Here is a 12,038-nt window from a genome sequence, read left to right as displayed (position 1 = left end):
TTTGTGTTTGAAGGTTATGCCTGAATTTGGTAACCTGTCAAACATATTTTATTGGTTACAGGCTGCCCATGAATCCGAACAGCACTGCTTCAGGCGCACTTTTTCTGGCTGACAACCTTGCCCTCGATTTCATCAACTCCGAGTACGGGGTGGGTGATCAGCGCCATGACTGCTTCGTCGATGATCACAGCGTTATGAGCTGGCTGACCCAAGCGGGGCTGTTGCCCGAGCAGGTTGACCCGAAGGCGCCGAATGGGCTGCTGGCCCTCGCTCGCACGCTTCGCGCGAGTTCAAGGGCGGTGGTGAATGCGGCAATGACAGGCGTTCCCGTCGATCTTGCGGTGATCAACCAGGTGCTTGAAGCGGGTCGCCCGGTGAGCAGGCTGGAATGGGCGCAGGAGCAGAAGGCATTTCGGCTTGCCACGCATCCTCGGGACAGCAGCCCGGCCAGCCTGCTTGGGCCGGTGGCCGAGTCGCTGGTGGGCTTGGTCACGAACGATAAGTTTGAATTCGTCCGCCAGTGCGAGGCCCATGATTGCGTGCTGCTGTTCCATGACCTGAGCAAATCACACCGCCGCCGCTGGTGCAGCATGGCGACCTGCGGCAACCGGATGAAGGTGGCGGCGTTTCGTTCCAGGAATAAACCTTGAGTCGCTAGGGGGGCAGTTTTTCTTTGATTGAACTTGGTATTGCTCAGCATTGCCCCATAACTATCCCTGTCTCCATTAACCGCAAGGACAGACCATGACCAACCCAACCGAAACCGCCATCCTCGCCGGCGGCTGCTTCTGGGGCATGCAAGACCTGTTGCGACGCTACCCCGGCGTGCTGCACACGCGCGTCGGCTACACCGGTGGCGATGTGCCGAATGCTACCTACCGCAACCATGGCAACCATGCTGAAGCGATTGAGATCGTGTTTGACCCGGCGGTGATTTCCTACCGGCAGATCCTTGAGTTCTTTTTCCAGATCCATGACCCGAGCACACCGAATCGTCAGGGCAATGATCTTGGGCCAAGCTATCGTTCGGCGATTTACTACCTGAGCGAGCAGCAAAGGGATATTGCCGAAGATACCGCGGCTGACGTGGATGCCTCCAAGCTGTGGCCTGGGCCTGTGGCCACGGAAATTGAGCCCGCCAGGGAGTTTTGGGAGGCGGAGCCGGAGCATCAGGATTATCTGGAGCGGATACCGAACGGATATACCTGCCACTTCGTCCGGCCGAATTGGAAGTTGCCCACGCGGGCTTGAACGTGAGTAGCGTCGGGTAGGGAAGGTCAACGGCGGCAATCCAGATCCGCCTATAGCCCCCAGGTTATGGCCATTTAGGCACAGCGCTGGTTGCCGCTGCGTCTTCTGCTTGTGCAGCGATCATGTCATCTGCACTGGAGCGCGCCTGAGTAGATGAAATACACCATATGCGTACGCCATAGAAGGCTGAAGGCCCGGGAACATCGCTGTTTTATCATCACTGCCTACGTCCTTGTCGTTAGGCAAATGCCATGGCCTTTCAGGTATGAATGGCCACGTCCGGTTGACTCAAATCCCTTCCTGCTCCATCAGCCTGGCCGACAGCGCTTTCAGCTTCAAATAGGGACCTGTGAAGCGCGTGCCCCCATCCAGTGGGGTGAGCGTGATCCGCTCTGAATCGCACCGATGAAATGGGGTGAACATGCGTTTGTTCGGGTAGTAAACGCCTTCCGGCGTCTTGGAATACTTCAAGGCGAGCATCGCGTTTTGCAGTGCAGTGGGGCTGATATGCCTGGCAATGCTCGACTCGGAAAGTGCTGCGTCGTGGTACATCCTGTACATCGCCCCTATGCATCCACCCAGGGTGCCGCCATAGAGGACGTTGCTCTTGAATGTGTCGGTTATGCCGACGCTTTGTGCAACAAACAGCATAAGAGCCGTCGTTACAAAACAGAGGAGGGCGCTTTCCAGCAGTGCCAATGCCTTGTAAGGGTCTACGGCCAGTTGGTCTTTGAGCTTAAGTCGTGTGATGGCCGTGTCGGCGTGTTTTGGCGCGTGGGTGTCAAGCGGTTTCAAGCGTTACCCCTCCTGGGTTGAGTCTTCCTGATAGAGAACGGCTCGCATTTTACGCAAAGTGAAGCGGTTGTGCAGGACGTTTTCTTTGGGCTTCATCTCTATCGTTTGCCGCCTCAGCTTGCCCCCGATGGCGGAGTGTCAGCCACCGTGATAGCGGGCGAATGCGCAGGTGCTGAGGAATGGTGAAGGTTAGACACAGGCGCTATTAGACACAGGCGCTAATAGTATCGATCGGCTGCTTATGCGAGCGGTGGACTAGGATTTTTCTTCCGGAGTGTTCCGGACTCACATGCCGATCCTCGATCTTGATACCTCCGGTACCAGCATCTATGAAGCGTCGCGCTTCCTCGATAGCCCGGAAACCATCAGCGCTTATCTGGCGCAGAGCATGAAATCTCAAGACCCGCAGGTGCTCATGAAAGCGCTTGCCGAGGTCGCCAAGGCCCAGGGCGTGAACAAGGTGGCGGAGTCTGCGGGGGGTAATCGCGATAGCCTATATAAGACGCTGAAAGGCGGTTCTAAAACGCGTTATGAGACGATTCAGAAGTTGATGCTGGCGTTAGGCGTGGAAATGACTGTGCAGCCGATTGCGGCGGTGGCAGTCAAGAAAACGGCAAGTGCAAGGCGGGCTGGGGCCGGGAAGTCCTGACGCGCGGTTTAGCGAGCGACCACAACCCTTGAAAAATACTGAGGCCCCCTGTGGGAGGGGGCTTGCTCCCGATAGCGGAGTGTCAGTCGATATATGTCTGGCTGACACACCGCAATCGGGAGCAAGCCCCCTCCCACATTGGATTGATTGTGTTCTGGAGACCGAGCCGCCCCCAGAACCCAGCGCTTCAGCGCACCAGGCAAGGCTGTTTGTTGTTATAACGCCATCCCGGAATCAGGAACTGCATCGCCACGCTGTCATCCCGTGCGCCGAGGCCCATGCCTTTGTACAGTTCGTGGGCCTTGGCCACGGCGTCCATGTCGATGTCCACGCCCAGGCCAGGCTTGGCGGGTACCTTCACATAACCGCCTTCGATTTTCAGCGGTTCGCGGGTCAGGCGCTGGCCGTCCTGCCAGATCCAGTGGGTGTCGATGGCGGTGATGTCGCCCGGGGCGGCGGCGGCTACTTGGGTGAACATCGCCAGGGAAATATCGAAGTGGTTGTTGGAGTGCGAGCCCCAGGTCAGGCCCCACTCATTGCACATCTGCGCCACGCGCACCGAGCCTTGCATCGTCCAGAAGTGCGGGTCGGCCAGGGGGATGTCTACCGATTGCAGCTGGATCGCGTGGCCCATTTCGCGCCAGTCGGTGGCTATCATGTTGGTGGCGGTTTTCAGGCCCGTGGCGCGGCGGAATTCGGCCATGACTTCGCGGCCCGAGTAACCGTTTTCGGCGCCGCACGGGTCTTCGGCGTAGGCGAGCACGTGGTGCTGATCGCGGCACAGGCGGATGGCTTCTTTCAATGACCAGGCGCCGTTCGGGTCGAGGGTGATGCGCGCATCGGGGAAGCGTTCGGCCAGGGCGGTGACGGCTTCGATCTCTGCGTCGCCGCTCAATACGCCGCCCTTGAGCTTGAAGTCGTTGAAGCCGTATTTGGCTTTGGCGGCTTCGGCCAGGCGCACCACGGCCTCGCTGGTCAGGGCTGTTTCATGGCGCAGGCGAAACCACTCGTCCTCGTTGTCGGCTTCGTTGCGGTAGGCCAGGTCGGTGGCGCTGCGGTCGCCGACGTAGAACAGGTAGCCGAGCATTTTCACCGCATCACGCTGCTGGCCTTCGCCGAGCAGGGCGGCCACCGGCACTTCGAGGAACTGGCCCAGCAGGTCGAGCAGGGCGGCTTCCATGGCGGTGACGGCATGGATGGTGATGCGCAGGTCAAAGGTTTGCAGGCCGCGGCCAGCCGAATCCCGTGAGGCGAAGGTGCTGCGCATCTGGTTGAGGATGCGCTGGTACTGGCCGATGGGTTGGCCGATCACCAGGCTGCGGGCGTCTTCCAGGGTTTCGCGGATGCGTTCGCCACCGGGCACTTCACCGACGCCGGTGTTGCCGCTGCTGTCCTTGAGAATCACGATGTTGCGGGTAAAAAATGGCCCGTGGGCGCCGCTCAGGTTGAGCAGCATGCTGTCGTGGCCGGCGACGGGGATGACCTGGAAATGGGTGACGACGGGAGTATTCATGGCAAGTTCCTGGATAGGCTCAAAGAGGTTTGCTGACGGCGGCGCTCGTTGGCGTCACGCTTGGCGAAGTCAAAGCGGCGGAGGGGGCGGTCTTGGCAAAGAACACCAGAATCGCGGCGAGCACCGACGTGCCGGCCAAACCGTAGAGACCACCCTGGATCGAACCGGTGGTCTGCTCCAGAAAGCCAAAGGTGGTCGGCGCGACGAAGCCACCCAGGTTGCCGATGGAGTTGATCAAGGCGATCACGGCAGCGGCGATGCGCACATCCAGGTAACCCTGTGGGATCGGCCAGAACAGCGAGGACGCCGACTTGAACCCAATGGCCGCAAAGCAGATCGCCACGAACGCGAAGATCGGCCCGCCGGTGGTGGACATGAACATGCCCGCCGCCGCAATCAACAGCGCCGCCGCGACCCAGGCCTGCTGGAACTTGAATTTGCCCGACAGCGTCGCGAAGGCGTACATGGCGATGATCGAGATCAGCCACGGGATCGAGTTGAAGAAGCCGACCTGCACATCGCTGAGGTCGCCCATCTTCTTGATGATGCTCGGCAGCCAGAACGTCGCCGCGTAGATGGTCAGTTGAATGCAGAAGTACAGGGCGCAGAACAGCAAGATCTGACGGTCCTTGAGCAGCTTGCCGATGGTCGGCTTGATGCTGGTCAGGGCTTCCCGCTCGCGCTGTTCCTGGTCGATGGCGTTGACCAGGGCGTCCTGTTCTTCGCGGGTCATCCACTTGGCGTCGTGGGGCTTGGAATCGAGCCAGAACCACACGAAGAAACCGATCACCACCGAGGCCAGGCCTTCGATGGCGAACATCCATTGCCAGCCGTGGAAGCCAAATCCTTCGATCTGCAGCAGTGCGCCTGACAGCGGGCCGGAGATCAGCGAGGCCACCGCCGAGCCACTGAGGAAAATCGCGATGGCTTTGCCGCGCTCAACCCCCGGCAGCCAGCGGGTGAAGTAGTAGATCACCCCAGGGAAGAAGCCGGCTTCGGCCACGCCCAGTAGAAAGCGCAGGATGTAGAAGTGGGTTTCGTTCTGGATGAACGCCATCAGCGTGGCGACGATGCCCCAGGTGAACATGATGCGGGTCAGCCAGATGCGCGCGCCGACCTTTTGCAGCAGCATGTTCGAGGGCACTTCAAAGAGCGCGTAGCCAATGAAGAACAGCCCGGCGCCAAACCCATAGGCGGCAGCGCCGATGCCCAGGTCAGTTTCCATGTGCGTGCGCACAAAGCCGATATTGACCCGGTCGATGTAGTTGAGGATGAACATGATCACGAACAGTGGGAGCACATGGCTCTTCACTTTTCTCACGGCTTGCGCGAGGACCGAATCACTGTCTGGTGTGGCAGATGCATGGCTTGAATTGTTCACAATTCAAAACTCCCCCTGATTATTTTTATGCGGGTTTGCGTGTCTTGTTGATAGACATCATACAAGTTGGTTTCTGGGGTTAGCAATGCGGTGATGATGTTTTTGTGTTTATAAGAGCCAGTATTTAGTGCTGTTTTGGTTATTTTGCGGGTTGGGGTGGGGTTTTAAAGATGGTTGAGAGGGCTTTTGAAAGGGTGGCGCTGGCGGCCATTAATGTTAGTTGTCATACAAGTAGAGCGCTTTTTTTCACTCGCATCCCAACCTGTAGGAGCGAGCTTGCTCGCGAAAAACGTCAACGATAATGCGGGCAGCCTGGATAAACGCGGCGCCCTCAGGTTCTTCGCGAGCAAGCTCGCTCCTACAGTGGGGTTACGCCGTGGGGCGGGATGTTAAGCTCCCTCCTGCCCAACCCCGTGGATTCGTAACTATGCCCATTGAAAACGGCCCCCCCGTCCGTAGACGCTCCAACAACCTGGCCCAAGGCGTGCTGGACGCCCTGACCCAGCGCATCCTGCTTGGGCAGTTGAAGCCGGGTGAAAAGCTGCCGTCCGAATCCACCATCGTGCTTGAGCATGGGGTGAGCCGTACCGTGGTGCGCGAGGCGCTGTCCAAGCTGCAAGCCTCGGGGCTGGTGGAGACGCGCCATGGCATCGGCACCTTCGTGCTGGCGCAACAGGCCCAGCAAGGTTTGCGCCTGCATGTGGACACCGTCGCCAGCGTGCGCAACATGCTCGAGCTGCGCCTGGGCCTGGAGGTGCAGGCAGTGGCACTGGCCGCCGTGCGCAGGACCGACGAGCAGCTTGCCCACATGCGCGCCGCGCTGGACGACTACCAGGCCTCGCTGGCCAACAACGACAGCTGTGTGGAAGAGGACAAGCGTTTCCACCAGTTGATCGCCGAAGCCACCGGCAATACCTTCTTCACCGAGATCATGCTGCACCTGGGCAATGCGATGATTCCGCGTACCCAAGTGAAAGGCGCCGAACGTGGCGGGGCGGACTTCGCCAAGCTCGGGCAATTGGCGAACCTGGAACATGAGGCGATCTTCAACGCAATCAGGCGCCAGGACCCGGACGCGGCGCGGGCGGCGATGGTGTTGCATCTGACCAACAGCCGGGATCGATTTTCCGGCGAATAAAAAGGAACGCAGGTTGAACGAACACACCTTGTCCATGCGCCTGGAGCGCGTGGCGGCGCATGTGCCGATGGGCGCGCGGCTGGCCGATATCGGCTCGGACCACGCCTACCTGCCGGTGGCCTTGATGCGCCGTGGCGTGATCGAGGCCGCGGTGGCGGGCGAGGTGGCGATCACGCCGTTCCAGGCGGCTGAGCGCACCGTGCGGGAGAACGGCCTGGAGCAGCACGTTACGGTGCGCCTGGCCGATGGTCTGGCGGCGATAAAGCCGGCAGACGCGATCACCGCGATCAGCGTCTGCGGCATGGGCGGCGAAACGATCCGCGACATCCTCGAAGGCGGCAAGGCCCACCTCAGCGGTCACGAACGCCTGATCCTGCAACCCAATGGCGGCGAACAACCGTTGCGTCACTGGTTGATGGAAAACGGTTACACCCTCCTCGATGAAGAGCTGCTGCGGGAAAACCGTTTCTACTACGAAATCATCGTCGCCGAACGCACCACGCCGGTGATCTACAGCGCCGAACAACTGTACTTCGGCCCCCTGCAGATGCAGGCGCGCAGCCCGGTGTTCCTGGCCAAGTGGCAGCGCATGCTGCGTCAGAAGCAGAAGACCCTGGCCAGTTTCGAGCATGCGCGGCAGGCCGTGCCGGAAGATAAGGTCGCGGAAATTGCACGGCAGGCAAGATGGATTACTGCGTTACTGGCTGGATAACACTTCTTCCCGATGACGGCCCTTCAAGTTCTCCCCGTACGCGGCCGATAGGATGCTTGTGATTGAGGGCGTTTTGGAACGTACCTCGGTCAGTCGTCTCCGGCGGTGACAGCGGCCTTGTCGCTACTGAGTGCTTTTGCCCCATTTTCGCGCACGCGAGGTGGGGCGTTCGTGCAGCGAACGCCCTGTTTCGGGGCTGGGTGTGAGCGGCCCGTATCTTGCTAGAGCCTTACCAATCAATGACATGGCATTTTGCTTTCATTTATTTCAAGGCTTCGCCCAGCGGTGCGCCGGGTGGGTTGTTTTCGGGAGTGGTCGGACATGCACAGCTTTTTATCACCTGGTATCCGCCTGCTCGGACGTTTCGGCTTCGCGCGCAAGTTCCAGGTTCTGTTTTTCCTGTTCATGCTCCCCTTGGCCGGAAGCCTGTGGATGATCGGCCAGGACTATCGCGACAAATTAAGCGTGATTTCCGCTGAGCAGTCCGGTCTTCGTCAACTATTGGCCCTGGATGCGCTGGACGGCCAACTGAGCGCCCAACGTAACCTGGCTGCGCGCTGGAAGGCGGCGGACATCCTGCATGCCCCGACGCCAGCGGCGAAGGCGGCGATGGATAAGGTCGATGCCAATTTCCCGGTGATCCTGCAAAGCCTGCAAGCTCTCGGTGATGCTTTGAAAACCCAGAGCGCCGGCGCTGATGTCCTGGCCCGCTTCGAGGCGTTGCAGGCCACGGTCAAGGGCATGGACTCGGCGTCCCTGCGCACCGTTGGCTGGTGGCCGGATGGCTACGACCGCTTCACCGCTGCGCTGACGGCGATGCAGGCCCTGCGCGAACAGATCACCCTCGACGCCGGCCTGATCCTCGACCCCTGGTTGGAAACCTACATGCTCATGCAGATCGGCACCCAGCAAACGCCCGACCTGATCGAGCGCATCGGGCGGATGGCCAGTGTCGGGCAGTCCTCGATTTCTTCGGGGCAGTTCACCTTGCAGAGCCGTTTGCAGATGCGCGACCTGCGCAGCCGCATCGGCGATGCGCGGGATCAACTGGTCAAGGCTGCGGCTTCGCTCAAGGCCAAGCAGTACGCCGGCATGGAGCCGTGGACAGCGCAATACGACACCAGCCTGCAGTTGTTGGATAACGAACTCAAAGTGCTCGACGACGGCGTGTTCGGCGGCAGCATCAAGCTGGATACCGCCGGTTTCGAGCGCAGTATCGACGCCACGCTCGAGTCGCTCGGCGCGCTGCGCATTCGGTCGCTGACGTCGATGGATGCGCGCCTGGACTACTACCACGAGCACGCGAACACGCAGTTCATACCGATGGCGGCAACGTTCAGCCTGTTGGCGTTGGCGGCGCTGTACCTGTTCATGTGCCTGCAAGCCTCCATCCGCCGCAGCGCCAGCGGTATCACCACGTTGGCCGAGTCCCTGCGCGACGGCAACCTGTGCGTGGCCGTGACGGTGGAAGGGCGCGACGAACTCGCGGCCATCAGTACCGCGCTTAACGTCGCGGTGGTGCAATTGCGCACCAGCCTGCTCGGCGTCAATCACGAAACCCAGCAGCTTGGCTCGGCGGTGCTCACCCTTAATTCGCAATCGGGCAGCACCCTCAGCGAAGTCGAGGACCAGCAGCACCAGATCAGCCAGATCGCCGCCGCCGCCACGCAGTTGGCCGCCACGTCCATGGGCGTCGCGCGCAGCTGCGAACAGGCCTCGGGCAGTGCCCAGCACACCCGGCGCATCGCCGAAGACAGCAGCCGCGACAGCCAGCGCACCACCGCCAGCATCCAGCAGCTCAACCAGCGCCTGACCGATACCTCGGACGCCTTGCAGCAGGTCAGCCAGCAAGGCCAGCAGATTCAATCGGTGGTGGACACCATTCGCGGCATCGCCGAGCAGACCAACCTGCTGGCGCTCAACGCAGCCATCGAAGCCGCCCGCGCAGGCGAGCAGGGCCGTGGCTTTGCGGTGGTTGCCGATGAAGTGCGCAGCCTGTCGCAACGCACCCAGGCGTCGACGGCGCAGATCGCCGGCACCGTCGACAGCCTGCGCGCCACGGTGAGCCAGGCGGTGACGCTGATGGGCGCCGCGTGCGAGCAGGCGTTGACCGATGCCGAGTCCGTCACCGGCCTGGGCACGCGCCTGGGCGAGATTGCCGGCGCGGTGCAGAACGTCACCGACACCCTGGCGCAAATCGCCACGGCGGTGGAGGAGCAGGCGGCGACGGCGGATGAAGTGAGCGGCAATATCCAGCAAGTCGACCAGGCCGCCGGGCGCCTGCTCGACGGCGCGCGCGCAGTAAATCGTGCAGCGGACACCTTGAGCAAAGGCAGCCAGGCGTTGAGTGATAACACCGCACGGTTTCGCCTGAGCTGAGGTCTGTAAACCCTCAAGATTCAACCCGGTGTGCGGGGGCGAGCGCGCTCCCACACGCTTCAACGCACCGGTGGCACTGACCGCATAGGTGCCGACCTTGTCGCTTTTCTCACCGGCCACCAGCAGCCAATGCCCGTTGGGGGAAAATGCGATGTTGCGCGACTGCTTCTCTTCGACCCGGTATTGGTCGGCACGCCGAAGCCTCTGCTGATCGGGGTGAGTGCGCCGGTGGCGGCGTCGAAGCGGTAGTGCAGCACATGGTCCGTGCCCAGGTTGCCGGCGTAGGCAAGGCGAAATTGCTTGGGTCGGGGCATCGCTTCGACGGCGAGCCGCTGCTGGACAAGGCGCAAGCCGGTTAAGGGAAAACGCTGCACCTGTGGCAAGCATTAAACCCGGAACCTTCAGCCCCGACAGGGCTCACTTGTTAAGTCGCCCTGTTCCCTTGCCGAAAGGAATCCGCATGCATGCCCCCCCATCAACCGTGCCCCTTCACACCCCCGTCGAACGCGAACTGAGCCTGCGCGCGGTCATCACCGGCACCGTGCTCGGTATCCTGCTGACCCCTTCGAATGTGTACGCCGGGTTGAAGATCGGTTGGTCGTTCAACATGTCGATCATTGCCCTGCTGGTGGGGTATGCGATCTGGCAGGGCCTGGCGAGGCGGTCGTCCGAGCAACTGCCGTGGACGTTGCACGAGAGCAACATCAACCAGACCGTCGCCTCGGCCGCCGCGTCGATTATTTCCGGTGGGCTGGTGGCGCCGATCCCGGCCTATACCCTGCTGACCGGCAACCAGCTGGACGCATGGCCGATGATCGCCTGGGTGTTCTCGGTGAGTTTCCTGGGCATCTGGATCGCCTGGTACCTGCGGCCTTCGTTGCTCAATGACAAGGCGCTGAAGTTTCCCGAAGGCATGGCCACCCTGGAAACCCTGCTGCATATCTACAACCATGGGCGCGAAGCCGCGACGCGCTTGAAGGTGCTGCTCAGTGCGGCGTTGCTGTCCGGGCTGGTGAAGTGGGTGGACACCTTTGTGTGGGCCTTCCCGCGTTGGTCGCCGAGTGCCCAACTGGAACGCCTGACCTTCACCGCCGACCCTTCGCTGTTGCTGCTGGGTTTTGGCGGCATTATCGGCATTCGCGTCGGCCTGACCCTGTTGCTCGGTGCCTTGCTTGCCTGGGGCGGTCTCGGCCCGTGGCTGCTGGCCCAAGGCCTGGTAACTTTGCCGCCCGGCAGCAGCGGCCCGCAATTCGCCGCGTTGGTGGAATGGTTGCTGTGGCCGGGGGTGAGCCTGATGGTGTGCTCGACCTTGGCGTCGTTAACCATTCGGTTGTGGGCGTTGTACACCTCTACAAAGTCAGCTGGCGGGCAAGCCTGGAGCGTCCCCAAGCCTGGGCCGGCCGCCGGTTTCGCCCTGTCGATCGTATTGGTGGTGAGCCTGCAGGCACTGTTGTTCGGCATCAACCTGTGGATGGCCTTGTTGACCATTCCCCTGGCGATCTGCCTGGCGGCCGTCGCCGCCCGCGTGGTGGGCGCCACCGGTATCCCGCCGATTGGCGCTATCGGGCAGTTGTCCCAGCTGAGCTTCGGCATCGTCGCGCCGGGGCAAGTGCCGATCAACCTGATGAGTGCCAACACCGCCGGCGGCTCGGCCGGGCAGTGCACCGACTTGATGAACGACTTCAAGGTCGGCAAGGCGATTGGCGCCACGCCGCACAAGCAAGTGATCGCGCAGATCCTGGGGATTTTCATTGGCAGCATCGTCGGGGTGTTCGCGTACCTGGCGCTGATTCCTGATCCCCAATCGATGCTGCTCACCGAAGAATGGCCGGCGCCGGCGGTCGCGACCTGGAAAGCCGTGGCACAAACCCTTACCCATGGGCTGGATTCATTGTCGGCGAGCATTCGCTGGGCGATTGCTATTGCCGGTGTGGCGGGGGTGTTGCTGGGGGTACTCGACAGCCTGTTGCCCGCCCATCGCGCCCGCTACTTGCCCAGTGCCGCTGCGTTGGGGTTGGCGTTTGTGCTGCCAGCTTCGGTGTCGCTGATGATGGCGCTGGGTGCGGTGCTCACCTGGCTGGTGAGCTGCCGCTGGCCGAGCATTACCGAGCGGTTTGCGATTACCGCTGCGGCGGGGTTGATTGCCGGGGAGAGCATCACCGGCGTGGGGGCGTCGCTGTGGCAGATGATGGGGAATGGGTAAGCTGTCCCCCAAGGCTG

Annotated in this window: 10 protein-coding genes and 1 pseudogene; 7 read left to right on the top strand and 4 right to left on the bottom strand. The window is 61.4% G+C overall.

What is annotated here, in order from left to right; translation table 11 throughout:
• The first annotated feature begins 68 nt into the window (after window positions 1–68).
• Both M2397_RS17910 and msrA read left to right on the top strand, forming a co-directional pair.
• Entirely contained in the window at window positions 69–650 is a 582-nt protein-coding gene (locus tag M2397_RS17910) for an ABATE domain-containing protein (protein ID WP_131699788.1), read from the top strand.
• A 94-nt stretch (window positions 651–744) separates the two neighbouring features.
• Window positions 745–1,251, top strand: a complete 507-nt coding sequence (msrA, locus tag M2397_RS17905) for a peptide-methionine (S)-S-oxide reductase MsrA (protein WP_131699787.1) — start codon at window positions 745–747, stop codon at window positions 1,249–1,251.
• Between the two features lie 288 nt (window positions 1,252–1,539).
• Here msrA and M2397_RS17900 read toward each other — a convergent pair whose 3' ends face one another.
• A complete protein-coding gene (locus M2397_RS17900) occupies window positions 1,540–2,046 on the bottom strand; it encodes a hypothetical protein (protein WP_184743182.1) in 507 nt (168 codons plus the stop codon).
• A gap of 289 nt (window positions 2,047–2,335) precedes the next feature.
• Here M2397_RS17900 and M2397_RS17895 point away from each other — a divergent pair, with 289 nt between their 5' ends.
• Complete coding sequence (locus tag M2397_RS17895) at window positions 2,336–2,695, top strand: addiction module antidote protein (RefSeq protein WP_259244172.1); 360 nt, start codon at window positions 2,336–2,338, stop codon at window positions 2,693–2,695.
• A gap of 187 nt (window positions 2,696–2,882) precedes the next feature.
• On the opposite strand, the gene gudD is transcribed toward M2397_RS17895, so the two are convergent.
• Entirely contained in the window at window positions 2,883–4,208 is a 1,326-nt protein-coding gene (gene gudD / locus M2397_RS17890; RefSeq protein ID WP_131699784.1) for a glucarate dehydratase, read from the bottom strand.
• Window positions 4,209–4,227: 19 nt separating this feature from the next.
• A complete protein-coding gene (locus M2397_RS17885; protein WP_167656389.1) occupies window positions 4,228–5,589 on the bottom strand; it encodes an MFS transporter in 1,362 nt (453 codons plus the stop codon).
• 427 nt (window positions 5,590–6,016) lie between these two features.
• Between M2397_RS17885 and M2397_RS17880 the strand changes: the two genes are divergently transcribed.
• The 3 genes from M2397_RS17880 to M2397_RS17870 all read left to right on the top strand — a co-directional run bounded on the left by M2397_RS17880 (window position 6,017) and on the right by M2397_RS17870 (window position 9,818).
• Window positions 6,017–6,727: a FadR/GntR family transcriptional regulator gene (locus tag M2397_RS17880; RefSeq protein WP_131699781.1), complete on the top strand. Its 711-nt coding sequence runs from the start codon at window positions 6,017–6,019 to the stop codon at window positions 6,725–6,727.
• Window positions 6,728–6,740: 13 nt separating this feature from the next.
• The gene (locus M2397_RS17875; RefSeq protein WP_167656388.1) at window positions 6,741–7,439 is read left to right on the top strand and encodes a tRNA (adenine(22)-N(1))-methyltransferase TrmK; all 699 of its coding nucleotides are present in this window, start codon (window positions 6,741–6,743) and stop codon (window positions 7,437–7,439) included.
• Between the two features lie 321 nt (window positions 7,440–7,760).
• Window positions 7,761–9,818, top strand: a complete 2,058-nt coding sequence (locus M2397_RS17870) for a methyl-accepting chemotaxis protein (protein ID WP_145336351.1) — start codon at window positions 7,761–7,763, stop codon at window positions 9,816–9,818.
• 51 nt (window positions 9,819–9,869) lie between these two features.
• Here the strand turns inward: M2397_RS17870 and M2397_RS17865 are convergent.
• Window positions 9,870–10,034: pseudogene (locus tag M2397_RS17865) on the bottom strand (beta-propeller fold lactonase family protein); the annotation flags it as partial.
• A gap of 244 nt (window positions 10,035–10,278) precedes the next feature.
• Here M2397_RS17865 and M2397_RS17860 point away from each other — a divergent pair.
• The gene (locus tag M2397_RS17860; protein ID WP_259244171.1) at window positions 10,279–12,021 is read left to right on the top strand and encodes an OPT family oligopeptide transporter; all 1,743 of its coding nucleotides are present in this window, start codon (window positions 10,279–10,281) and stop codon (window positions 12,019–12,021) included.
• Window positions 12,022–12,038: the final 17 nt, after the last annotated feature.

The sequence above is a fragment of the Pseudomonas sp. BIGb0381 genome, from assembly GCF_024809815.1.
GTDB lineage: Bacteria > Pseudomonadota > Gammaproteobacteria > Pseudomonadales > Pseudomonadaceae > Aquipseudomonas.
The sequence above is the reverse complement of the archived record's forward strand: the minus strand, read 5'-3'. Positions and strand labels throughout refer to the sequence as shown.

Coding starts and splice junctions, on each gene's coding strand:
- M2397_RS17910 (WP_131699788.1), top strand. CDS start 69: ATGAATCCGAACAGCACTGCTTCAGGCGCACTTTTTCTGGCTGACAAC.
- msrA (WP_131699787.1), top strand. CDS start 745: ATGACCAACCCAACCGAAACCGCCATCCTCGCCGGCGGCTGCTTCTGG.
- M2397_RS17895 (WP_259244172.1), top strand. CDS start 2,336: ATGCCGATCCTCGATCTTGATACCTCCGGTACCAGCATCTATGAAGCG.
- gudD (WP_131699784.1), bottom strand. CDS start 4,208: ATGAATACTCCCGTCGTCACCCATTTCCAGGTCATCCCCGTCGCCGGC.
- M2397_RS17880 (WP_131699781.1), top strand. CDS start 6,017: ATGCCCATTGAAAACGGCCCCCCCGTCCGTAGACGCTCCAACAACCTG.
- M2397_RS17870 (WP_145336351.1), top strand. CDS start 7,761: ATGCACAGCTTTTTATCACCTGGTATCCGCCTGCTCGGACGTTTCGGC.
- M2397_RS17860 (WP_259244171.1), top strand. CDS start 10,279: ATGCATGCCCCCCCATCAACCGTGCCCCTTCACACCCCCGTCGAACGC.